The organism is Nocardia asteroides (assembly GCF_900637185.1).
Lineage (GTDB): Bacteria > Actinomycetota > Actinomycetes > Mycobacteriales > Mycobacteriaceae > Nocardia > Nocardia asteroides.
Window position 1 is genome coordinate 5,355,889 of record NZ_LR134352.1, and the last position, 21,962, is coordinate 5,377,850.

The 21,962-nt window shown below is 70.6% G+C and carries 25 protein-coding genes; 3 read left to right on the forward strand and 22 right to left on the reverse strand.

Annotated elements, in window-relative coordinates; translation table 11 throughout:
- The first annotated feature begins 5 nt into the window (after positions 1-5).
- Positions 6-584, forward strand: coding sequence for a DivIVA domain-containing protein (locus tag EL493_RS33650; RefSeq protein WP_019047910.1), 579 nt, complete (start codon positions 6-8; stop codon positions 582-584).
- 12 nt (positions 585-596) lie between these two features.
- Here EL493_RS33650 and EL493_RS25035 read toward each other — a convergent pair whose 3' ends face one another.
- From EL493_RS25035 to EL493_RS25060, 6 genes are all read right to left on the reverse strand, one after another.
- The gene (locus EL493_RS25035) at positions 597-1,109 is read right to left on the reverse strand and encodes a GtrA family protein (RefSeq protein WP_162178115.1); all 513 of its coding nucleotides are present in this window, start codon (positions 1,107-1,109) and stop codon (positions 597-599) included.
- A 53-nt stretch (positions 1,110-1,162) separates the two neighbouring features.
- A complete protein-coding gene (ruvB, locus tag EL493_RS25040; RefSeq protein WP_019047912.1) occupies positions 1,163-2,260 on the reverse strand; it encodes a Holliday junction branch migration DNA helicase RuvB in 1,098 nt (365 codons plus the stop codon).
- Between the two features lie 3 nt (positions 2,261-2,263).
- Entirely contained in the window at positions 2,264-2,863 is a 600-nt protein-coding gene (gene ruvA, locus EL493_RS25045) for a Holliday junction branch migration protein RuvA (protein WP_019047913.1), read from the reverse strand.
- Positions 2,860-3,429, reverse strand: a complete 570-nt coding sequence (gene ruvC / locus EL493_RS25050; protein WP_022566419.1) for a crossover junction endodeoxyribonuclease RuvC — start codon at positions 3,427-3,429, stop codon at positions 2,860-2,862. The genes ruvA and ruvC overlap by 4 nt, the downstream gene beginning before the upstream one ends.
- Positions 3,430-3,612: 183 nt before the next feature.
- Complete coding sequence (locus EL493_RS25055; RefSeq protein WP_019047915.1) at positions 3,613-4,137, reverse strand: MmpS family transport accessory protein; 525 nt, start codon at positions 4,135-4,137, stop codon at positions 3,613-3,615.
- An 85-nt stretch (positions 4,138-4,222) separates the two neighbouring features.
- Positions 4,223-4,732, reverse strand: coding sequence for an O-acetyl-ADP-ribose deacetylase (locus tag EL493_RS25060; RefSeq protein ID WP_022566418.1), 510 nt, complete (start codon positions 4,730-4,732; stop codon positions 4,223-4,225).
- A gap of 105 nt (positions 4,733-4,837) precedes the next feature.
- Between EL493_RS25060 and EL493_RS25065 the strand changes: the two genes are divergently transcribed.
- A complete protein-coding gene (locus EL493_RS25065) occupies positions 4,838-5,338 on the forward strand; it encodes an SRPBCC domain-containing protein (protein ID WP_019047917.1) in 501 nt (166 codons plus the stop codon).
- A gap of 60 nt (positions 5,339-5,398) precedes the next feature.
- Here the strand turns inward: EL493_RS25065 and EL493_RS25070 are convergent, their stop codons facing one another.
- The 3 genes from EL493_RS25070 to EL493_RS25080 all read right to left on the reverse strand — a co-directional run bounded on the left by EL493_RS25070 (position 5,399) and on the right by EL493_RS25080 (position 7,746).
- Positions 5,399-6,154, reverse strand: coding sequence for a YebC/PmpR family DNA-binding transcriptional regulator (locus EL493_RS25070; protein ID WP_019047918.1), 756 nt, complete (start codon positions 6,152-6,154; stop codon positions 5,399-5,401).
- Between the two features lie 91 nt (positions 6,155-6,245).
- The gene (pdxT, locus tag EL493_RS25075) at positions 6,246-6,866 is read right to left on the reverse strand and encodes a pyridoxal 5'-phosphate synthase glutaminase subunit PdxT (RefSeq protein ID WP_019047919.1); all 621 of its coding nucleotides are present in this window, start codon (positions 6,864-6,866) and stop codon (positions 6,246-6,248) included.
- A gap of 58 nt (positions 6,867-6,924) precedes the next feature.
- Complete coding sequence (locus EL493_RS25080) at positions 6,925-7,746, reverse strand: acyl-CoA thioesterase (protein ID WP_019047920.1); 822 nt, start codon at positions 7,744-7,746, stop codon at positions 6,925-6,927.
- Positions 7,747-7,825: 79 nt separating this feature from the next.
- Here EL493_RS25080 and EL493_RS25085 point away from each other — a divergent pair, with 79 nt between their 5' ends.
- Entirely contained in the window at positions 7,826-8,440 is a 615-nt protein-coding gene (locus EL493_RS25085) for a nucleoside/nucleotide kinase family protein (RefSeq protein ID WP_019047921.1), read from the forward strand.
- Between the two features lie 78 nt (positions 8,441-8,518).
- Here the strand turns inward: EL493_RS25085 and EL493_RS25090 are convergent, their stop codons facing one another.
- From EL493_RS25090 to EL493_RS25150, 13 genes are all read right to left on the reverse strand, one after another.
- Positions 8,519-9,016: a hypothetical protein gene (locus EL493_RS25090; protein ID WP_019047922.1), complete on the reverse strand. Its 498-nt coding sequence runs from the start codon at positions 9,014-9,016 to the stop codon at positions 8,519-8,521.
- Between the two features lie 216 nt (positions 9,017-9,232).
- Complete coding sequence (locus tag EL493_RS25095; RefSeq protein ID WP_126405885.1) at positions 9,233-10,015, reverse strand: inositol monophosphatase family protein; 783 nt, start codon at positions 10,013-10,015, stop codon at positions 9,233-9,235.
- 78 nt (positions 10,016-10,093) lie between these two features.
- A complete protein-coding gene (locus EL493_RS25100) occupies positions 10,094-10,828 on the reverse strand; it encodes a sulfite exporter TauE/SafE family protein (protein ID WP_019047924.1) in 735 nt (244 codons plus the stop codon).
- Positions 10,829-10,939: 111 nt separating this feature from the next.
- Complete coding sequence (gene pdxS, locus EL493_RS25105; protein ID WP_019047925.1) at positions 10,940-11,860, reverse strand: pyridoxal 5'-phosphate synthase lyase subunit PdxS; 921 nt, start codon at positions 11,858-11,860, stop codon at positions 10,940-10,942.
- Between the two features lie 159 nt (positions 11,861-12,019).
- Positions 12,020-13,066 (reverse strand): NUDIX hydrolase, encoded by a 1,047-nt coding sequence (locus tag EL493_RS25110; RefSeq protein ID WP_030202762.1) that lies wholly within the window; start codon positions 13,064-13,066, stop codon positions 12,020-12,022.
- Complete coding sequence (locus EL493_RS25115) at positions 13,066-14,190, reverse strand: glycosyltransferase family 4 protein (protein WP_019047927.1); 1,125 nt, start codon at positions 14,188-14,190, stop codon at positions 13,066-13,068. Before EL493_RS25115 ends, EL493_RS25110 begins: the two co-directional genes overlap by 1 nt.
- On the reverse strand, positions 14,187-15,110 hold the full coding sequence (locus EL493_RS25120; protein WP_019047928.1) for a phosphatidylinositol mannoside acyltransferase: 924 nt from the start codon (positions 15,108-15,110) through the stop codon (positions 14,187-14,189). The genes EL493_RS25115 and EL493_RS25120 overlap by 4 nt, the downstream gene beginning before the upstream one ends.
- On the reverse strand, positions 15,107-15,790 hold the full coding sequence (gene pgsA, locus EL493_RS25125; RefSeq protein ID WP_022566414.1) for a phosphatidylinositol phosphate synthase: 684 nt from the start codon (positions 15,788-15,790) through the stop codon (positions 15,107-15,109). Before pgsA ends, EL493_RS25120 begins: the two co-directional genes overlap by 4 nt.
- A 5-nt stretch (positions 15,791-15,795) precedes the next feature.
- Positions 15,796-16,350: an HIT family protein gene (locus tag EL493_RS25130; RefSeq protein ID WP_019047930.1), complete on the reverse strand. Its 555-nt coding sequence runs from the start codon at positions 16,348-16,350 to the stop codon at positions 15,796-15,798.
- The gene (gene thrS / locus EL493_RS25135) at positions 16,347-18,413 is read right to left on the reverse strand and encodes a threonine--tRNA ligase (RefSeq protein ID WP_030202765.1); all 2,067 of its coding nucleotides are present in this window, start codon (positions 18,411-18,413) and stop codon (positions 16,347-16,349) included. Before thrS ends, EL493_RS25130 begins: the two co-directional genes overlap by 4 nt.
- 214 nt (positions 18,414-18,627) lie before the next feature.
- Positions 18,628-19,236, reverse strand: coding sequence for a (2Fe-2S)-binding protein (locus EL493_RS25140; RefSeq protein WP_019047932.1), 609 nt, complete (start codon positions 19,234-19,236; stop codon positions 18,628-18,630).
- Complete coding sequence (locus EL493_RS25145) at positions 19,233-19,706, reverse strand: TIGR02611 family protein (RefSeq protein WP_019047933.1); 474 nt, start codon at positions 19,704-19,706, stop codon at positions 19,233-19,235. The genes EL493_RS25140 and EL493_RS25145 overlap by 4 nt, the downstream gene beginning before the upstream one ends.
- A gap of 31 nt (positions 19,707-19,737) precedes the next feature.
- A complete protein-coding gene (locus EL493_RS25150; RefSeq protein WP_019047934.1) occupies positions 19,738-21,960 on the reverse strand; it encodes a SulP family inorganic anion transporter in 2,223 nt (740 codons plus the stop codon).
- Positions 21,961-21,962 lie beyond the last annotated feature (2 nt).

The window sequence follows — 21,962 nt, forward strand, 5'->3', positions numbered from 1 at the left end:
ACACAATGACCGCTGTGACGCCCGACGATGTGAGCCGCACCCACTTCGCCATGCCGACCCTGGGTCATCGCGGCTACCATGCCGACGAGGTCGACGCGTTTCTCGAACTGGTCTCGGCCACCCTCGACGGGCAGGGCGTGCTCACCGCCGACGACATCCGGCACGTGCATTTCGGCGCACCGCGTTTCGGCGGTCGCGGCTACCAGGCCGATCAGGTCGACGACTTCCTCGACCGGGTCCGGACCGAACTCGAATACCGCCAGAAGGGCGGCGCCCCGGTGCCCGCGGCGCGTCCGGGCGAGGATGTCGCCGACATGCTCACCCCCGACGACGTGCACCGGATGCGGTTCAGCCAGTCCACCGTCGGCAGGCGCGGCTACCACGAGGAAGAGGTCGACGCCTTCCTCGACCTGGTCGCGGCGACCCTGGCACACAACGGGCCGGGCAGCCTGACCGCCGCCGACGTGCGCGGGGTGCGGTTCACCGATACCCGTCTCGGCACCCGCGGGTACTCCCGCGACGAGGTCGACGCCTTCGTCGACCTCGTGATCACCGCGCTCGAGCACGCCGACCGCGGGATCTGAGCGCCGGGCCGCTCAGCCCTGGATGCTGTGCAGCTCGGCTTCGCGCAGGTCGTCGGGGAAGACGTAGCGCCGGAACGCCCAGAACCGGAACGCCATGGCCAGCAGCACGCCCAGGATCTGCCCGGAGACGAAGTTGGCCACCGCCTGTACCACCGGATCCACGTGCGGCACACGCAGATTCAGCACGTACAGCGAGATCGCCTGCGGGATCATGGTGACGCCGATACCCAGGGCGCTGACCGTGAAGAACAGCGCGGCCTCGTGACTGCGCTGCCTGCCGCCGCGGGTACGGAAAGACCACTCGCGGTTGAGGATGTAGGAGGCGATGGTCGCGATCAGCGCGCCGAGCAGGCGCGCGGTCAGCGGCTTCTCGCCGAGCACCGTCAGTTTCACCGCGTACACCACACCGGTGTCGATGAACCAGGTGATCGCGCCGACCACGGCGAATTTCAGGAGTTCCCGATGCTTCAACAGCAGGGAACGCAAGGGTTCGGGGAGGCGTTGCACCACCGCATGGACTGCCACCCGGCCGACAGTAGTCGTCGCCGCCGACCCGCGCCCGCCGGGTGCCGACCGGCTCAGTCCAGCGACTCCACGCTCGGTTGTGGTTCGCGGCCACGCACTTCGATGGCGCCGATGACCAGATCCGGCGGTGGCACCAGCCCGAGATGCTCCCAGGCGGCGGCGGTCGCGACCCGGCCACGCGGGGTGCGGGCGACCAGTCCGGCGCGCACCAGGAACGGTTCGCACACCTCCTCCACGGTCGCGGCCTCCTCGCCGACGGCCACCGCGAGGGTGGACACGCCCACCGGTCCCCCGCCGAACCCGCGCACCAGCGCGCCGAGGACAGCGCGGTCGAGCCGGTCCAGGCCGAGCGCGTCGACGTCGTAGACCTCGAGCGCCGCCATCGCGATCGGATGGGTGATCACGCCGTCGGCCCTGACCTCGGCGAAGTCGCGGACGCGGCGCAGCAGCCGGTTGGCAATGCGGGGCGTGCCGCGCGAGCGGCCCGCCACCTCGGCGGCGGCGTCGTGGTCGATCGTCACCCCGAGGATGCGGGCCGAGCGCTGCAGGATCCGCAGCAGTTCGCCGGGTTCGTAGAAGTCCATGTGCCCGGTGAAGCCGAAGCGGTCGCGCAGCGGGCCGGTCAGCGCGCCGGAACGGGTGGTGGCGCCGACCAGGGTGAAGGGGGCGATGTCGAGCGGGATCGAGGTGGCGCCCGGGCCCTTGCCGACCACGACGTCGACCCGGAAGTCCTCCATTGCCAGGTACAGCATCTCCTCGGCGGGCCGGGCCATCCGGTGGATCTCGTCGATGAACAGCACATCGCCCTCGACCAGGTTCGACAGCATCGCGGCCAGGTCGCCCGCGCGTTCCAGCGCCGGTCCCGAGGTGATCCGCAGCGCGGTGCCGAGTTCGGCGGCGATGATCATCGCCATGCTGGTCTTGCCGAGTCCGGGCGGACCCGAGAGCAGCACGTGGTCGGGGGTGGCGCCGCGCTGCCTGGCGCCGCGCAGCACCAGGGCGAGTTGCTCGCGGACACGCGGCTGGCCGATGAAGTCCTCGAGCGAAGTGGGCCGCAGGCCGGTCTCGGCTTCACCGTCGGAGTGCAGATACCGGGCGGTGAGCGCGGAGTCGTCGGTCTCGAACTCGCCGGTCTCGAAGTCGTCGTCCATGGCCTACCTGTTCTTGCCGAGCAGGCCGAGAGCGGCGCGCAGGGCGACGGAGGTGGTGGCGGTGGGCTGGTCGGCCAGCACGGTGTCGACGGCCTGTTCGGCCTGTTTGACCGGGAAACCGAGCCCGACCAGCGCCTCGGTGACCTGCTCGCGGACCGGGGTGAGCGGTGCCTGCGCGCCGGGCGGACCGGCGGGCACCGGCACCAGGTTCACCTTGTCGCGCAGTTCCACCACCATGCGTTCGGCGCCGCGCTTGCCGATGCCGGGCACCCGGGTGAGCGCGGCGACATTGCTCTCCGCCAGCGCTTTGCGCAGCGCCTCCGGTTCCAGGACGGCCAGCACCGCCAGCGCGAGCTTCGGGCCGACGCCGGACACGGTCTGCAGCAGGCCGAACAGGTCGCGGGCCTCGGTGTCGGCGAAGCCGAACAGCGTCATCGAGTCCTCGCGGACGATCATCGCCGTGTACAGCCGGGTCTCCTCGCCGCGGCTGAGCCCGGCCAGCGTCGCCGGCGTGACGTTGAGCCGGTAGCCGACGCCGGCGGCTTCGATCACCACGTGATCGAGCGCGAGCTCGAGTACCTCGCCGCGTACCGACGCGATCACCCGCGCACCACCTTCCGTTGTTCGGCGAGCCGTTGTTCGTAGCGGCGGCGGACCTCGTCCGCCTGTGCCTGCGCGGCCGCCATCCGGTCCATCAGCGGCGCCCGCCAACAATGACAGATCGCCAGGGCGAGCGCGTCGGCGGCGTCGGCCGGTTTCGGCGCGACCTTCAGTCCGAGTATCCGGGTCACCATGGCGGTGACCTGTGCCTTGTCGGCGGTGCCGTTGCCGGTGACCGCGGCCTTCACCTCGCTGGGCGTGTGGAAGGCGACCCGGATCCCGCGCCGGGCCGCGGCCAGCGCGATCACCCCGCCCGCCTGCGCGGTGCCCATCGCGGTGCGCACGTTGTGCTGGGCGAAGACCCGCTCGATGGCGACCGCTTCGGGCCGGTGGGTGTCCATCCACTCCTCGGCGGCGTCGGCCACCGCCATCAGCCGCAGGGCGAGTTCGGCGTCGACCGGGGTGCGCACCACCCCGACGTCGACGGCCGCGATCTTGCGCCCCGGTCCGCTGTCCACCATGCTGAGCCCGCACCGGGTGAGCCCGGGATCGACGCCCATCACCCGCACCGGCAGCCCCTTCGAAGACACGAACAGTTGTTCGAAAGTCTAGATCATCCCCACCCGGTCACCGACCAGCGACACGGGCCCGCCCCGGTCACGCCGGCCCGAGCAGCCTTCGGTCCGTGGCACGTTGGGCCCGGTGGCGGGCCGGATCGGCGACGAGCCCGCGCTGGGTCCGACAGGTTGGGGTCAGTCGACGGTGGCGCTGCAGGAGACGAAGCCGAAGGTGCCCGAGGAGGTCTGCTCGTCGAGGACCTTGCCGTCGCGCAGGATCCGGCAGCTGACCGTGCCCTCTTCCAGGCCGGTGGTCGTCACGGTGAGGCTGCCCATCTTGGCGAAGCCGGAGACGGTGACGTCCTTGCGCCAGGGCACGCTGGTCGCATTGGCGCTGTTCTGGTCGAAATCGCCGGTGTAGTAGGTGATGTCGACCTGCGAGGCGGTGCCGCCGACCTCGTAGACCAGGTCGGCGCTGCTCTTGGCTTCCTTGTCGATCTCGTTGGCGGCCACCCCGACCAGCACCGCGCACCCACCGGCGAGCAGCACCAGCACCAGCACGATGCCACCGACGATCCACGGCCACACCGGCTTCTTCCTGGGCGGCTGCGGCGGGTACCCGTAGTTCTGCGGGTAACCCCCTTGCGGATAGCCACCCTGCGGGTACCCGCCCTGCGGATATCCCTGCTGGTACGGCGGCGGTGGCGGCTGGTAGGTCATCGGTCCCCCTCGGGCACAAGCGGATAGAGCCGAGACACTACCCGACGAGGCCGACGCACCGTGGATTCCGCGGCGGGCCGAGCACTCAGCCGAGGGCCGCCGTGAACGCCGTCAGCGCGTGGTCGTCGAACAGGACGAACCGGACCAGTTCCATCGCGGTGCCGGAGGCCCGCACCGTCGCCACGGCGATCCGGGCGCCGTCGTCCATCGGCCAGCCGTAGATGCCGGTGGAAATCGCCGGAAACGCCACCGTCGTCGCACCCAGTTCGTCGGCCACCCGCAGGGATTCGCGATAACAGGAGGCCAGCAGCGCCGAGCGGTCCTCGGTGGCCGACCACACCGGGCCCACGGTGTGGATCACCCAGCGCGCGGGCAGCTTGCCCGCCGTGGTCGCCACCGCCTGCCCGGTCGCCAGGCCCTTCCCGTAATGCGAGGCCCGCAGGTCGCGGCAGGCGGACAGGATCTCGGGCCCACCCTTGCGGTGGATCGCCCCGTCGACACCGCCGCCGCCGAGCAGTGAGGAGTTGGCGGCGTTGACCACCGCGTCGACCCGCTGATCGGTGATGTCGCCGCGCACTGCCTCGAGTCGTGTCATCGCCCCATTGTGCTGGCCGCGCCGCGCACGACACCACCGCGTTTCGCGGCGTACCGTCGAGATCGTCGCAGATCGTCGCTCCAGCCGAGCCGAGGAGAACCGCGCATGCCCACACCCACGGGTGCCATCACCCCGACGCCCGACGGCCGCGACCTGGTGATCACCCGGTCGCTGGGGCTGCCGATCGAGGAGGTCTGGGCAAGGCTCACCGATCCGCATCTCACCGCGGGCTGGTACGGCACCTGGGAGGGCGAGGCGGGCACCGGCAACAGCATCCGGGTGCAGCTGCGGTTCGAGGAGGGCGAGCCGTGGACGGGGATGAACATCGACGAGTGCACCCCGCCGATCCACCTGGCGCTGTCGTCCACCGACCAGATCGGGGTGTGGCGGCTGGAGGTGACGCTGCTCGACACCGGCGCGGCCACCGAGGTGCGCCTGGTCCACCACCTCACCTCCGAGTACCAGCTCGCCGAGATCCCGCAGATCGGTCCCGGCTGGGAGTACTACGCGGACATGTTCGTCGCCGCCTGCACCCACACCGAACGCCCCGACTTCGCCGACTACTACCCGGCCATGTCGGGCTACTACGCCCAGCGCGCGTCCTAGCCCGCGAACGCGTACTGCCCCAGCCGGATACCGGCCGGGGCAGTACACGGACGAGAAGGCTTACTCGTCGTCGAGCTGGGCGGCGACCTCGTCGGAGATCTCCACGTTGGTGTAGACGTTCTGCACGTCGTCGCTGTCCTCCAGCGCGTCGACCAGCTTGAGCACCTTGCGGGCGCCTTCGGCGTCGACCGCCACCGACACCGACGCCTGGAAGCCGGACTCGGCGGAGTCGTAGTCGATGCCCGCGGCCTGCAGCGCGCTGCGCACGGCGATCAGATCGCCGGGCTCGCTGATGATCTCGAAGGCGTCACCGTGGTCGTTGACCTCTTCGGCGCCCGCGTCCAGGACCGTCTCGAGCAGGTCGTCCTCGGTCAGGCCGTTCTTCTCGAGGGTCACCACGCCCTTGCGGCCGAACAGGTAGGCCACCGAACCCGGATCGGCCATGTTGCCGCCGTTGCGGGTCATCGCGACACGGACTTCGCCCGCGGCGCGGTTGCGGTTGTCGGTGAGGCACTCGATCAGCACGGCGACACCGTTGGGGCCGTAGCCCTCGTACATGATGGTCTGCCAGTCGGCGCCGCCGGCTTCCTCGCCGCCGCCACGCTTGCGGGCGCGCTCGATGTTGTCGTTGGGGACCGACGACTTCTTCGCCTTCTGGATGGCGTCGTACAGCGTCGGATTGCCCGCAGGGTCACTACCACCAGTGCGGGCCGCCACCTCGATGTTCTTGATCAGCTTGGCGAAGAGTTTGCCGCGCTTGGCGTCGATTCCCGCCTTCTTGTGCTTGGTGGTGGCCCATTTGGAGTGGCCGCTCATGCCCTACTTCCTTCAGGTCGGTTGCGCGTCTGCCCGGGCGGACAAGCTCGATCCAGCCTACTCGGACCGCGCGCGCCCGCGGACGGGGGCGTTACCGTGCCGAACGAACCAGGTCGACGAACAGTTCGTGCACCCGCAGATCGCCGGTCACCTCGGGATGGAACGAGGTCGCCACGACATTGCCCTGCCGGGCTGCGACGATGCGGCCCTGCGCCGGGCCGTGCGGCACCCGGGCCAGCACCTCGACGCCGTCGCCGACCCGCTCCACCCACGGTGCGCGGATGAACACCGCGCGCACCGGCGTGTCCAGTCCGGCGAAGTCCAGATCGGTCTCGAAGGAGTCGACCTGACGGCCGAAGGCGTTGCGCCGCACCGTCATATCGATGCCGGACAGGTGCTGGGCGTCGGCGCGGGTATCGAGCACCTCCGAGGCCAGCAGGATCATGCCCGCGCAGGAACCGAAGGCGGGCAGGCCGTCGCGCAGCCGCGCGCGCAGCGGCTCGAGCAGGTCGAAGGCCTGCAACAGCTTCGAGATGGCGGTCGACTCGCCACCGGGCAGCACCAGCCCGTCGACGGCGGCCAGTTCGGACTCCCGGCGCACCAGCACCGCGTCGGCGCCGCAGTGCGCCAGCGCCGCGACATGCTCGCGCACGTCGCCCTGGAGCGCGAGGACACCGATGGTCGGCCGGACGGCGGCGGAGGTTGCGTTCACAGCCGAGCAGCTTACGAGGCGGCCCGGTGTGCGCCCGCTCACGCCTCGCGGCGCGCTGCTACTTGTGACGCGGGGTGCGGATCAGGCCCTCCTGGACGACCGCGGCGACGAGATTGCCCTCGCGGTCCCAGATCTTGCCGCCGGTGAGGGCGCGGCCGAACCCGGCCGACGGGGAGGACTGGTCGTAGAGCAGCCATTCGTCGGCGCGGAACGGACGCAGGAACCACATGGCGTGGTCGAGCGAGGCGTCCTGGGTGGGTTCGCCGGGGTGAGCCACCTTGGACGAGCCGAGCAGCGTCATATCGCTCATGTAGGCGAGGGTGCACACGTGGAACAGCGGGTCGTCGGGCAGCTTGTGCCGGTACCGGAACCACACCTGCTGCTGGGAGACGTAGCCCTCGCGCTGGGCGACCTGCTCGGACGGGACGGTGCGGATATCCCAGTGCTCCCATTCGCGCATCGCCCACAGCCGCTCGGGGCTCAGGGTCACGCTGGCGTCGGGCAGTTCCTCCGGCCCCTCGACCGCGGGCATCACGTCCTGGTGCTCGGGCCCTTCGTCGCCGCGGTGGAACGAGGCCGACATGGTGAAGATCGCCTGCCCGTCCTGCACGCCGGTGACCCGACGGGTGCAGAAGGAACGGCCGTCGCGGATGCGCTCGACCAGGTAGACCGTGGGTTCCTCGGGATTGCCCGGCCGCAGGAAGTAGCCGTGCAGCGAGTGCACCTGGAACGCGGGGTCCACCGTCCGCACGGCCGAGACCAGCGCCCGGCCCGCGACCTGACCACCGAAGGTGCGCGTCAGCTGGGACTCGGTCGCCGCACCGCGGAAGATGTCCCGTTCCAGCTGCTCGATCTCGAGCGCCTCTTCGATAGTCGCCATGCGCTCGAGATTAACCCGTCGCCGACCGCCTGGTCTGTCCGGCTCGGCGCTGCGGCGCGGAATTTGCTGTGATAGGCCGGTGCCGTCGTTCACGCCCCTGTCCCCCGCCGCGCTGGCCGGGCTCGTCGCCGATCGCTGCGCGGAGTTGTCCGGCCGCCGGGTGCTGGCCGTCGACGGCGCCGACGCGGCGGCCCCGCTCGAACCGGCCGAACTCCTCGCCGAGACGCTGACCGCGCGCGGCCGGTCGGCGGCGGTGGTGTCGCTGCACGATTTCGTGCGGCCCGCCTCGGTACGGATGGAGTTCGGCCGCGAGGACGAATGGTCTTATCGCACAGCCTGGTTCGACTACGACGCGGTGCGCCGCGAGATCCTCGGCCCGCTCCGGACGACGGGTCGCTGGCTGCCCGCGCTCTGGGACGAGGACCGCGACCGGTCGGCCCGGGTTCCGGTGCGCACCGCGCCCGCCGATCTGGTGCTGATCCTGGCCGGTCCGATGCTGCTGGGCCGCGATCTCGACTTCGATCTCACCGTGCGCCTGGTGCTGAGCGAGCAGGCCGCGCGCCGCCGCACCCCCGCCGGGCAGCATTGGACGCTGCCCGCTCTGCGCGATCACGCCGCCGAGCACCCCGAGACGGCGACCTGGACGGTGCGCTGGGACCACCCAGACCGCGCGGCGCTCCACATCGACCCGTAAGCCCCGCAACAGAACCCGGCCGGACACAGAAAGGCCCCGACCGGAACGACGTCCGGCCGGGGCCTCCCCCGAGCCTGATCAGGCGCAGGCCACCGACTGCTGACCCAGGTTCGTCAGCATGGTGCACGCCCACACCTTCTGCACCTTCCACTTACCGTCCTCGGCCACGAACGGCACATCCACCACATTCGTCTGACCGTTGACCGTGAAATTCGCCTTCGCGTTCACACTGTCACCGAACGAGGTCACCTCCGTCACCTGCACCTGGACATTGGCGTCCTTGGCCGCCACCGCCAAACGGTTCGGCAACTCCGGATCGGCCTCGCCACCCTGCACGAAATCGGTCTTCTGCTCATTCGGGATCGACGGATCCAGCGCCGTGTTCAGCTGCGCGTTCAGCTGATCCACCGTCGGCACCGCAGGCAGATCCGCGGCGGCCGACGCCGACGCCTTCACACTGGTGGTGGTCTTGGCAGCGGGCTTGTCACCCTTGTCGTCACTGCACGCGCTCAGTCCCAGTGCGGCGACCACCGCCAGGCCCGCGATCGCGACACGTCCGGCCTTACCAAACTTCATCCACTCGTCCTTTACCTCGGGTCGGCGTCTTCGGCCCCAACGGGCGACGGCACGAACCCGCGCCAACCGACGCAGGCCTCGATGCCTCGGCCCGGACGCTACCCAGCGATGGTGAGGAAACTCTGAGAACGGGGTCACGGTGGACTGTGAGACGCGCGACCCGACGCCGTGGAACACATCATGATTCGCGACGACACGCCCTCCGCGCGGCGGCGGTCAGCGCAAGCCGGCGATCGCGGCGACCAGCCTGGCATTGGTGTCCGCGTCGGCGGCGGCGACGAGGCCGTACGGCGCGGCGCGCAGGTCCTGACCGGCCACACCGGTGACGGCGCAGCCCGCGGCCCGGCAGACGGCGACCGCCGCGGCGAAATGCACGCTGTCGCTCACCTCGACGCCGGTGACGTAGGCCGCGCGCCGACCCGCCGCGACCCACACCAGCGCCAGCGACGTCGACAGCGCGCGCGGATGGAACACCCCGGCGAACCCAGGCGCGTCGAACAGGGCCGCCGCGCTCGACCACGGCAGCGGATCGTCGAGATCCACATCGACCAGCAGATTGCCTGCGCTCGGTCGTAGTCGCCGGTCCGTGCCGTCGCGTCGGACGAACGCGCCGTCGCCACCGGTCCAGAACACTTCGCCGGAGAACGGGGCGCCGACGGCCGCGGCGGTGACGGTGTCGCCGGTGCGCAGGGCCACGTTCACCGCCACCGACGGCGTGCCGACGGCGAAATTGCGGGTGCCGCAGAGCGGATCGATCAGCCAGGTCCGTGCGCTGCCCGCCGCGCCGCTCTCCCCGGATTCCTCGCCCACGAAGCGGTCGTCCGGGCAGGCGTCGGCCAGGACGTCCAGGATGGCCTGCTCCGCGGCCAGGTCGGCCTGGGTGGCGAAATCGTCACCCACTTTCGCGTAATGGGTGAGTGGTCCGAGATAGGCCGAGCGGATGATCTCGGCGGCGACTTGTGTTGCGTGAACAGCGATTTCGACATCTGGGTGGCGCACCGTTTCCACGGTACGGACGGACCCGGACCGCCGACGGACGAACAAGTACCGGTCACATCTCGATCGCTCGGAACCACGTCAGCGGGCCAGGTACACCGCCAGGCCGAGACCGAGCACGCCGACGGTGACGCGCAGCAGGTTCGGCGGGATCACCTTCACCACGGGCGGGCCGCACCAGCCACCGGCCAGCGCGCCGAGGGCCAGGGCGAGAGCGGCCCACCAGTGCACCGGGCCGAAGGCCGCGAAGCCGACCGCGGCGACGAGGTTGGCGATGCCGAGCAGGAAGCTCTTGAGAACCGAAGCGCTCCACACGGATTCGGAGGTGCACAGCAGCATCAGCGACAGATAGATCACCCCGGCGCCCGCGCCGAAGTAGCCGCCGTAGGTGGAGATCAGCAGGATGCCCGCGGGCACGATCCACGGCGCGCTCAGTTCACCGACGTGCTTGCGCACCAGCGGTTGCACCAGCAGGGCGAGCGAGGCGAGGGCGACCAGGAACGGCACCACCACCTCGAACGCGCCGTCGGGGGCGACCAGCAGCGCGAGCGCGCCGAGCAGGCCGCCCAGCGCGGACAGGATCGCCCAGTGCACCAGCGTGCGCCCGCGGCCCACGAGTTCGCGCCCGGAATTGGCCGTGGCCCCCACCCCGACCGCCACCATCGCGACGGTGTTGGTGACATTGGCCGCCACTGGCGGCAGCCCGACTGCGAGCAGCGCCGGGTACGAGACGATCGAGGCCATCCCGGTGACGAAACCGACCAGGCCGGTGAAGAATCCCGCGACGACCAGCAAGAAGAAGTCGAGCGCGGTCACAGTCCGACTGTACGGTACGTCCAATCGGCAGTTTTACATGGCTCGGCGGGTGCCGCGCTCGCGCACGACACCCGCCGGAGACGGTGTGGCGGTGGCCGAAGGGGCCTCAGATCACCAGCCGCGCTCGGCGAGGCGGTGCGGCTGCGGGATCTCCTCGACGTTGATGCCGACCATGGCCTCACCCAGGCCGCGCGAGACCTTGGCCAGCACGTCCGGGTCGTCGTAGAAGGTGGTGGCCTTGACGATGGCGGCGGCACGCTGCTCGGGGTTGCCGGACTTGAAGATGCCCGAGCCCACGAACACGCCCTCGGCGCCGAGCTGCATCATCATGGCGGCGTCGGCCGGGGTGGCGATGCCACCGGCGGTGAACATGACGACCGGCAGCTTGCCGGTCTGGGCGACCTCACGGACCAGCTCGTACGGCGCCTGCAGCTCCTTGGCGGCGACGAACAGCTCGTCCTCCGACAGCGAGGTCAGGCGGCGGATCTCGGCGCGGATGGTGCGCATGTGGGTGGTCGCGTTGGACACGTCGCCGGTGCCGGCCTCGCCCTTGGAGCGGATCATGGCCGCGCCCTCGGTGATGCGGCGCAGCGCCTCACCCAGGTTGGTGGCGCCACAGACGAAGGGGACCGTGAAGTTCCACTTGTCGATGTGGTTGGCGTAGTCGGCCGGGGTGAGCACCTCGGACTCGTCGATGTAGTCCACGCCCAGGCTCTGCAGGATCTGCGCCTCGACGAAGTGGCCGATGCGCGCCTTGGCCATGACCGGGATGGAGACCGCGGCGATGATGCCGTCGATCATGTCCGGGTCGCTCATCCGGGAGACGCCGCCCTGGGCGCGGATGTCGGCCGGAACCCGCTCGAGCGCCATGACGGCCACCGCGCCCGCGTCCTCGGCGATCTTGGCCTGCTCCGGGGTGACCACGTCCATGATCACGCCGCCCTTGAGCATCTCGGCCATGCCGCGCTTCACGCGGGCGGTGCCGACGGTGGTGGTGGTCTCAGGCGTAGTCACGGCTGTCTCCTGTGTCATGTGCGCCAATCAGGTCGCTCGGGGGGTTGACACCGTCGATTCTAGAGCCGCCCGAAATCGGCTTTCATAGCCAGTTGCACACCACTGGCCTTGCCACGACCAGCGGCGATGCCCGGCACCGCCGCCGCTGGCCTGCTCGAGTGGTCTGCGTCTCAGCGTTCAGCGGATGGAGCGGACCTCGTGCTCGGTGTCGTCGGCGGCCGCGGTGACGGCCTCCGGGAGCAGCTCGTCGAGGTGATACGGGTAGACCGCTTCACCGGCGTCGTCGAGGGCGCGGATGTCGGCGGGAGCGCACCAGCGGTGATCGGTGATGGTGCGGCGTTCCATCGCGTTCAGGTCGGCCGGGCGCCATTCGAAGCGGGGCGCGCGCAGGGTGAAGAACAGTTCCTCGGAACGGATGAGCTCGCCGTTGAACGGGAACACCGCGACCCGGCGCCACAGCGGTCCGCGCAGGGCCGCCGGATCGACCTGCTGGCCGGTCTCCTCGTAGATCTCGCGGACCGCGGCCGCGCGCAGGCTCTCCCCCGGTTCCACCCCGCCGCCGACGGTGAACCAGAACGCCACCTCGGGCAGCATCGGGTCGTGGCCGCGCAGTAGCAGGACCCGGTCCTGGTCGTCGAGCAGGACCACGCGAGCCGAGGTGCGGGTGGTGTTCACCTCGAGGCCGGTGGCCGCGGCCGGGGTCGCGCGCTCGGTGATCTCGAAGTAGTGCGGCAGCGGCGCGGTACCGCCGAGGTGCAGGATCCGCACCGGGCGGCGGGTGCGCAGCGCGAGGGTGTCGCGCACGGCGTCGTTGTGGAAGCGGCGCGCGATCAGCACCCTGGCCTCGGCGTCGGCGAGTTCGGCCACCAGCTGCGGGCGCAGCTGATCGATGTCGACCAGCGACAGCGCCGAGGACAGCTGATTCTCGACCGTCTCCCGGTCGGCGCGATCGGCCCGTTCGGCGCGATCGGCCAGCGCGGCCAGCTGCGCGGCCCGCTCGGCTCGTCGCGAATCGGCGCTCACCGGTCCGGCCATGGCCATCGCCACCGCCCGCGCCACCACCGCGCGGCGCGCGAGCGCGGCGTCGAGGGCCTGCCAGGACTGGTCGGAGCGCACGTGCAGCCGGTCGAGCCGGTTGGCGGTGGAGTAGGCCCAGACGCCGAGGGCGAGCACGAGCAGGGCGATCAGCCCGAGAACGAGGACCGTGGTCGCGGAGAAGGTGATCATCCGGCGGCCCGCACGCGGAGATCGCCGACGGTGACGGTCTCGTAGACCCGCAGGATCTGCTCGGCCACCACCGGCCAGTCGTAGGCGGCGACCACCTGGGTCGCGGTGCGGACCAGCTGCCCGCGCGTGTCGTCGTCGGTGAGGACGGTGTCGATCGCGGTGGCCAGGGCGGCGGCATCACCGACCGGGTTGAGCAGGCCCGCGGTCCCGTCGCGCAGCACCCGCCGGAACGCGTCGAGCTCGCTGGCCACCACCGGGGTGCCCGCGGCCATCGCCTCGATCAGGATGATGCCGAAGCTCTCCCCGCCCAGGTTCGGCGCGACGTACACGTCGGCGCTGCGCATCGCGGCGGCCTTTTCCGCGTCGGAGACCTGGCCGAGGAAACGCAGGTGCCCGGCGTGCTCGCCCGCCTCCCGGCGCAACCGGTCCTCGTCACCGCGGCCGACGATGAGCAGCTGCACGTCGGGGTGGCGGGCGACGAGGGTGGGCAGCGCGCCGAGCAGCACGTCCATGCCTTTGCGCGGCTCGTCGTAGCGGCCGAGGAACAAGACCGTCTTGCCCGCGCGCGGGTAGCCGTCGAGCAGCGGGCCACGCGCGAACGCCGACACATCGACCCCGTTGGGGATCTCCACCGCGTCCGACCCCAGCGCCTCGACCTGCCAGCGCCGGGCCAGCTCCGAGACGGCGATGCGCCCGTTGATCTTCTCGTGGTACGGGCGCAGCACGCCCTGAAAAGTGCTCAGCACCAACGATTTCGTGGTGGAGGTGTGGAAGGTCGCCACGATCGGGCCCTCGGCGATCTTGAGCGCCAGCATCGACAGGCTCGGCGCGTTGGGCTCGTGGATGTGCAGCACGTCGAAGTCGTTGCCGTCGATCCAGCGCCGGATCCGGGTGTAGGCCATCGGCCCGAACGACAGCCGCGCCACCGACCCGTTGTACGGAATCGCCACGGCGCGCCCGGCCGACACCACGAAGTCGGGCAGCGGGGTGTCGTCGGAGGCCGGCGCGAGCACACTCACCTTGTGGCCGCGCTCGAGGAAGACCCGGGCGAGCTCGACCACATGGGCCTGCACCCCGCCGGGAACGTCGAACGAATACGGGCAGACCATGCCGATCTTCACCGCGGGCCACCTCCCTGGTTCGCCGCGATCCGGGCCAGCCGCTCGGGCGACAGATCCGCTTCCCACTGCGGCTGCAGCATGTGCCAGTCGGCGGGATGGGCGGCGATGTTCTCGGCGAACGAATCGGCCAGCGCCTGCGTCGCGGCCGCGACGCCACCGGAGACATCCACCGGCGCACCGGTTTTCAGGCCCCAGCCCTCGGTGCCGTCGGCGTCCACGGTGAACCAGGCGTGCACCGGCAGCAGCGCGGCGCCGGTCTCGATGGCGAGCTTGGCCGCACCGGCCGGCATCCAGGTGCGTTCGCCGAAGAAGTCGACCGGCACGCCCTTGCCGGTGAGGTCGCGTTCGCCCATCAGGCACACGATCCGGTTCTGCCGCAGCCGGTCCGCGAGCGCGCCGAAGGGTGGCGCCTCGCCACCGGTCAGCGGGAACACCTCGAAACCCAGGCTCTCCCGGTACTCGACGAACCGCTCGAACAGCGATTCCGGCTTCAGCCGTTCGGCCACGGTGGTGAAAGTGTCGTAGTGCTGCACCAGCCAGACCCCGGCCATGTCCCAGTTCCCCGAGTGCGGCAGCACGAAGACGACACCGCGGCCCCGCTCCAGGGCCGCGTCGAGGTGCTCGAGCCCGTCGACGTAATAGTCGACGGTGCTGTGGTCCATGCTGGGGAGCCGGAACGCCTCCCGCCAGTACCGGGCGTAGGAGCGCATGCTCGCGCGCATCAGGTCCGCGGGCACCTGCTCCGGGGTCACCCCGAGCACGCGGGCGAGGTTGCGCCGCAACTGCTCCGGGCCGCCGTCCTTGACGGCCCGGTCGGCGCCGAAGTCGAAAACCTTGCGCACCAGGGGTTCCGGCGCCGCACGCACCAGCCGCCAGCCCGCGGCATAGCCCCAGTCGCTCAACCGCTCGCGCAGACTCACGCCGCCGAACCTCCGGTGGTGTCGGGCTGCTCGCGCGGCGCGGGCGGGATGATCACGCGCGCGCCCGGCGAATTACGCACCGCCAGCACCCGCTGGAACACCGTGATGATGCTCGCCACCACCAGCACCCACATGGCCACGTACACCGCCCAGGTGAGCCATTCGATGCCCCAGTGCCCGCCGATACCGGTGAGCCCGGCGCCGACGAGCACGATGACCAGCCGGTCCGGACGTTCGATCAGGCCGCCGTCGGCGGACAGGCCACTGGCCTCGGCGCGGGCCTTCGCGTACGAGATCACCTGCGAGGTGACCAGCACGATCAGCGTCGCCGCGAACAGGTGCTTGCTCTGCTCGTGGTACACCGCCCACCAGGCCAGGCCGCCGAAGATGGCGCCGTCGGCGACCCGGTCGCAGGTCGCGTCGAGCACGGCGCCGTACTTCGTGCCGCCGCCGCGGGCCCTGGCCATCGCGCCGTCGAGCATGTCGAACATGACGAACAGCCAGATGACCATCGTCCCCCAGAACAGGTGCCCGGAGGGGAACAGCGTCACCGCGGCCGCGATCGTGGCCGTGGTGCCGATCAGTGTCATCGCGTCCGGGGTGAGCCCCGTCCCGACGAGCGCTTTGCCCAGCGGCGCAGTCGCTTTCGCAAACGTCTGGCGGCCGAAGAAGCTGAGCACGGTTGTCAGTCCTCCCACGCCTCCGCCAGCAGTTGCCGCGTCTCGCGCAGCAACTGTGGCATCACTTTCACCCCACCGACCACGGTGATGAAGTTCGCATCCCCGCCCCAGCGCGGCACGATGTGCTGGTGCAGATGGTCGGCCAGCGAGCCGCCCGCCACCCCGCCCAGGTTGAGCCCGACATTGAAACCGGCAGGCCGCGAGACCCGCTTCATCGTGCGGATGGCCTGCTGGGTGAAGGCCATCAGCTCGGTGCTCTCGGCGAGTGTCAGGTCTTCCAGGTCGGCGACCCGGCGGTACGGCACCACCATCATGTGCCCGGGGTTGTACGGGTACAGGTTGAGCACCGCGTACACGAGCTCACCCCGGGCGATGATCAGCCCGTCCTCGTCCGACATCTTGGGAATGTCGGTGAACGGGTGCCCGGTGGCGTCCTTGGGCTTGACCTCACCGGTGATGTAGGACATCCGGTACGGCGTCCACAGCCGCTGCAGCCGGTCCGGCTGACCCGCGCCCGTGTCGACGATCGAGCCGGCCTCCGAGGCGATGCTCTCGCTCATGACGACGCCTTCGCCGCGGTGACCACCGGGAAACCCTCGGCGGTCGGCGAGGCGTTCTCGCGGTTGCCGATCCAGGCCAGCACGGTGGCGATCGCGTCGTCGACCGGCACGCCGTTGACCTGGGTGCCGTCGCGGAAGCGGAAGCTCACCGCGTTCGCCTCCACGTCGCGGGCGCCCGCCAGCAGCATGAACGGCACTTTCTGCGCGGTCTGGTTGAAGATCTTCTTCTGCATCCGGTCGTCGCTGCGGTCCACCTGGGCCCGCACACCCGCGTCCTGCAGCCGCTCGATCACCGAATCCAGGTGCGGGGCGAAGTTTTCCGCGACCGGGATACCCACCACCTGGACCGGCGAGAGCCAGGCCGGGAAGGCGCCGGCGTAGTGCTCGGTGAGCACGCCGAAGAAGCGCTCGATGGAGCCGAACAGGGCGCGGTGGATCATCACCGGACGGTGCTTGGCGCCGTCGGCGCCCGTGTACTCGAGCTCGAAACGCTCGGGCAGGTTGAAATCCAGCTGGATGGTCGACATCTGCCAGGTGCGGCCCAGCGCGTCCTTGGCCTGCACGGAGATCTTCGGGCCGTAGAACGCGGCGCCGCCCGGGTCCGGCACCAGATCCAGGCCGGAGTCGGTGGCCACCTTGCGCAGGGTCTCGGTGGCCTCTTCCCACAGCTCGTCGGAGCCGACGAACTTCTTCGGGTCCTTGGTGGACAGCTCGAGGTAGAAGTCGTCGAGACCGTAGTCGCGCAGCAGCGACAGCACGAAGGTGAGCGTGCTGGTGAGCTCCGCGTGCATCTGCTCCTTGGTGCAGTAGATGTGCGCGTCGTCCTGGGTCATGCCGCGCACGCGGGTCAGGCCGTGGATCACGCCGGACTTCTCGTAGCGGTACACCGACCCGAACTCGAACAGCCGCAGCGGCAGCTCCCGGTAGGAGCGGCCGCGCGCGCGGAAGATCAGGTTGTGCATCGGGCAGTTCATCGGCTTGACGTAGTAGTCCTGGCCGGGCTTGCGCACGGTGCCGTCCTCGTTGAGTTCGGCGTCGAGGTGCATGGCCGGGAACATGCCGTCGCGGTACCAGTCGAGGTGACCGGAGACCTCGAACAGGTGCCCCTTGGTGATGTGCGGGGTGTTGACGAACTCGTAGCCCGCGGCCACGTGGCGCCGGCGCGAGTACTCCTCGAGTTCCTTGCGGATGACGCCGCCCTTGGGGTGGAACACCGGCAGGCCCGAGCCGAGCTCGTCAGGGAAGCTGAACAGGTCCAGTTCCAGGCCCAGCTTGCGGTGGTCGCGGCGCTCGGCCTCGGCCAGCAGGTGCAGGTACTCGTCCATCGCCTCGGTCGATTCCCAGGCGGTGCCGTAGATGCGCTGCAGGTCCTCGCGGTCCTGGTCACCGCGCCAGTAGGCGGCCGAGCTGCGGGTGAGCTTGAAGGCGGGGATGAACTTGGTGGTGGGGATGTGCGGGCCGCGGCACAGGTCGCCCCAGATCTTCTCGCCGGTGCGCGGGTCCAGGTTGTCGTAGATGGTCAGCTCGTTGCCGCCGACCTCCATGATCTCCGGATCGTCGATGCCGGACTTGTCGCTGATCAGTTCGAGCTTGAACGGCTCCTTCGCCAGTTCTTCCCGCGCCTCGTCGATCTCGACGACGCGACGCGAAAAGCGCTGCGCGCCTTTGACGATCTTCTTCATCCGGGACTCCAGCTTGGCCAGATCCTCGGGGGTGAAGGGCCGGTCGACCCGGAAGTCGTAGTAGAAGCCGTCCTTGATCGGCGGGCCGATACCCAGCTTGGCGTCGGGGAACTCCTGCTGCACCGCCTGGGCCAGCACGTGCGCGGCCGAGTGCCGGATCACGCTGCGGCCGTCCTCGGTGTCGGCGGCGACGGCCTCGACCTCGACGTCCTCCTCGGGGACCCACGACAGGTCCTTGAGCGCGCCCTCGGCGTCGCGGACCACCACGATCGTGCCCGGGCCCTTGGTGGGCAGCCCCGCCTCCCGCACCGCGGCGCCCGCGGTAGTCCCGGCCTGCACCCGGACGAGGGCGACAGGGCTGAGGGGTGCAGAGGTGGTCACGGGGATGCTCTCCTTGACGTCTCGTCCGGCGGGTGTTTCCCGCACGGCGCAGGCTGATCCTACGAACGCGCACCATGCTATCCCGCCTCTCCGCGTATTCAGGCCGGGCCCAGGTTCGCGGCAGATTCGGCAGGCGGCCGGCGGTGACAGCGTCGCGGGGTCAGCCCGTGCCCGGTGAGTTACCCATGTGCTCGCTCGAGTTGCGGGTGCGGGATCAGGGGTTCGACAGCAGGGCTGTTCGTTCCGCGGCGGGGCGTTTCGGGCAGCTGGTGCACATGTCGCAGCCGGGGACCTCGTAGACGAGGCAGCAGGAGAGTCGCTTGACGAAGGTGCGGTCGCCGACGGTGACGAAGCGGGGTGGGAGCAGGCGGGAGCCGATTTCGGTGGCGAGGCGGGGGGCCACCTCGGGGGCGCCGGCGTCGAGGGCGCGGTTGCCGATGGCGTCGGAGACGATCGCCCACAGCGCGGGGATGCCGGCGCCGGATACCGCGGCGACCTGGGGGATCAGCGTGTTCAGGGTCTCGCGCAGGGCACGGCCGACGGCCTCGGGGTCGCCGGGCGCCGCGTGGTCGCGGAAACGGATGTGTTCGATGCCGCCGTCCGGGCGGACCGCGCAGTCGAGATCGTCGAGCCCGGCGACCGGGGCTGGACGGCCCGCCGCGTAGGCCGCGGTGACCTGGTCGACCAGGGCGGAGGCCACCATGCACCACCACAGGGTGCCGCCGACGCGGGCGGCGTCGGTGCCCCAGGCACGGCTCATCTCGCCGATCCGGCCCGCGATCCAGGCGGGATCGGTGAGCAGCCGCCCGGGGACGGTGCTCACGACATCAGGGGACTGCGCAACCATGGCCAATCGACTCCGATCCACCCACCGACCAACGAATACGTGCCGAGCAGCCACAGCGTCACCACGACGAGGGCGAAGGTGGCCACCGCGCCGAGGATCTTGATCGTCCACCCGCGCGAGGTGTACCAGTCCATGACGACGCGGTATTTGCCGCGTACCCACCCGAGCGTGTGGTGGGCCCAGACGAACTCGGTGGCCAGGATGCCGAACCCGGCGAACACCAGCGCCCAGCCGGGTCCCGGATACGGGATCGTGACGATCCCGACGAGCAGCACCAGCCCACCGACCACGCCGACGGCGATGCGGTAGCCGAGGTTCAGGGTAGGGCGCTTCTCGATGCTCGCCCGGAAGGCGCGCCAGCGGTGCCGGGGCGCCGGGCCGTCCTTGTCCCCGGCGGCGGATTCCGCCGGGGAGTCGGTGGCGCCTGCGGTCGTCTCGCTCGTCATCGCTCCAGACTACGAGCCGCGGGCGCCGGGATCACGCGGTGACCGGGGGCTCTATCCGATCGTCGAGGGTCCGCACGCTGTCGGCGGTCACCTCGATGACGCGCGCGCCCGCGATGTCGAAGAACAATCCCGACACCACCACGCCGCGCTCGGCCACGGCCGCGCGCACCGCCGGATGCCGCTGCAACGTCTCCACCTGCACCGCGACATTGACCATGCTCAGCTGGTCGATCTCGTCGAAGCCCGCCGCCCTGGCCGCCGCGGCGACCGGATGCTCGGCCCGGAACCGGTCCAGGCTCGCCGCGCCGTGCCGCAGCCACGCGCTCAGGCCGCCCTCGGCCTCGGCGCCGGTGTAGATCGCCTTCATCGCACCACAGGCGGAATGCCCGCAGACCACCACCGAGCGCACGGCCAGTTCCTCGAGCGCGAACGCCAGCGCCGCCTCCACGGAGTCGTCGCCGGTGGTGGGCACGAGATTGCCGACATTGCGGACGGTGAACAGGTCGCCGGGGCCGCTGGAGGTGATCACGTTCGGCACGATCCGCGAATCGGAGCAGGTGAGGAAGAAGGAATGCGGGTCCTGCCGGTCGCGCAGCTCGTCCAGATGCGGGCGCACCACGTGCGCGTGGCTGCGGTGGAAGGCCGCGACGCCCGCGGTCACGGCGTCGTCGCCGGGCTGGTGCCGCCACGGGCCCAGCAGTTGGTCCCAGGTCGCGCGGCCGTAGCCGCGGGCGGGCGGCGCACCGGTGGTGTCGGCCATCTTCGCGCTGCCGATCTCGACGAAATCGACCCGGCCGCCGCCGCTTTCCTGCTGGTGCTGCCAGGATTCGATGGCCTCGAAGGCGGCGTGGTCGAGGAAGTCGACCGTCATCTCCACGGTGACGGCGGCGCCCGCGGGCACCTTCGCCAGCTCGGCGGACAGCTTCGGCAGGGCCAGGAAGGTGCAGGAGCCGTCGATGCGGACCAGCCAGCGCAGACCGTCGGGCAGCGGGGTCGCGGCGACCTGCACCCGCACCACGCGCCACAGCAGCAGGCCGAAGGCCAGGCCCAGACCGAGGATCACGCCCTCGAGCAGGTTCAGGAACACCACGCCGAGCACGGTGACCACGTACACCAGCAGATCACCGGTGCGCCGGGCCAGCCGGATGTGGGCCAGTTTCACCAGCTGGATACCGATGACGATGAGCAGCCCGGCCAGCGCGGCCTTCGGAATCTGCTCGACCAGGCCGACCAGCGCCACCGAGAACAGCAGGACCCAGCAGCCGTGCATGATCGCCGAGGCCCGGCTGCGCGCACCCGCCTGCACATTCGTGGCGCTGCGCACGATCACGCCGGTCACCGGCAGGCCACCCACCATGCCCGACAGCACGTTGGCGGTGCCCTGCCCGATCAGTTCGCGGTCGAATCCGGTGCGCGGGCCGGTGTGCATCTTGTCCACCGCCACGGCCGAGAGCAGGCTCTCCACGCTGGCGATCAGCGCGATGGTGAGCACGGTCATCGCGACCGCCGACCAGTTCCCGGACGGGAGTTCGGGCAGTTGCAGCGCGTCGAACAGCGAGCCGCTCAACACGATCCGCTCCACCTCGGTCGGCAGCACCAGCGACAGCAGGGTGCCCGCGACGACCGCGACCAGCGGACCCGGCACAGCGCGCACCTTGGGCGGCAGGTACTTCCAGCCCAGCATCACCGCGATCACCACGGCGCCCACCAGCACGTCGCCGCCGTGCAGCGACATGAGCTGCCCGGGCAGCTCGACGAGGTTGCGCCACGCGGTGCTGTGCGAGGATCCGCCGAGCAGGACATGGATCTGCTGCAGCGCGATGGTGATACCGATGCCGGCCAGCATGGCGTGCACCACCACCGGGGCCACCGCCAGCGCGGCGCGCGCGATCCGGCTCAGACCGAACGCGATCTGCAACAGCCCGGCGCAGACGACGATGAAACAGGTGAGGCGCCAGCCGAATTGCGCGATGGACTCGGCGACGACCACGGTCAGGCCGGCCGCGGGCCCGCTGACCTGCAGCACGGAACCACCGAGCGAACCGGCGACGATGCCGCCGATCACCGCGGCGACGAGGCCCGCGGCGACCGGCGCGCCCGAGGCGACCGCGATACCGAGCGACAGCGGCAGGGCCACCAGGAAGACCACGATCGAGGCGGGCAGATCGTGGCGCAGGACGGTGTCACGCCAGGAGGGGCGCGCCGGCGGCGGGGCCGGGGTGAGAGGTGGAGCTAGGTCGTTCGCGATAGACATGG

Coding starts and splice junctions, on each gene's coding strand:
- EL493_RS33650 (WP_019047910.1), top strand. CDS start 6: ATGACCGCTGTGACGCCCGACGATGTGAGCCGCACCCACTTCGCCATG.
- ruvB (WP_019047912.1), bottom strand. CDS start 2,260: ATGGACGACGACTTCGAGACCGGCGAGTTCGAGACCGACGACTCCGCG.
- EL493_RS25055 (WP_019047915.1), bottom strand. CDS start 4,137: ATGACCTACCAGCCGCCACCGCCGCCGTACCAGCAGGGATATCCGCAG.
- EL493_RS25060 (WP_022566418.1), bottom strand. CDS start 4,732: ATGACACGACTCGAGGCAGTGCGCGGCGACATCACCGATCAGCGGGTC.
- EL493_RS25065 (WP_019047917.1), top strand. CDS start 4,838: ATGCCCACACCCACGGGTGCCATCACCCCGACGCCCGACGGCCGCGAC.
- EL493_RS25070 (WP_019047918.1), bottom strand. CDS start 6,154: ATGAGCGGCCACTCCAAATGGGCCACCACCAAGCACAAGAAGGCGGGA.
- EL493_RS25080 (WP_019047920.1), bottom strand. CDS start 7,746: ATGGCGACTATCGAAGAGGCGCTCGAGATCGAGCAGCTGGAACGGGAC.
- EL493_RS25090 (WP_019047922.1), bottom strand. CDS start 9,016: ATGAAGTTTGGTAAGGCCGGACGTGTCGCGATCGCGGGCCTGGCGGTG.
- pdxS (WP_019047925.1), bottom strand. CDS start 11,860: ATGACACAGGAGACAGCCGTGACTACGCCTGAGACCACCACCACCGTC.
- EL493_RS25130 (WP_019047930.1), bottom strand. CDS start 16,350: ATGAGCGAGAGCATCGCCTCGGAGGCCGGCTCGATCGTCGACACGGGC.
- EL493_RS25145 (WP_019047933.1), bottom strand. CDS start 19,706: ATGACGAGCGAGACGACCGCAGGCGCCACCGACTCCCCGGCGGAATCC.
- EL493_RS25150 (WP_019047934.1), bottom strand. CDS start 21,960: ATGTCTATCGCGAACGACCTAGCTCCACCTCTCACCCCGGCCCCGCCG.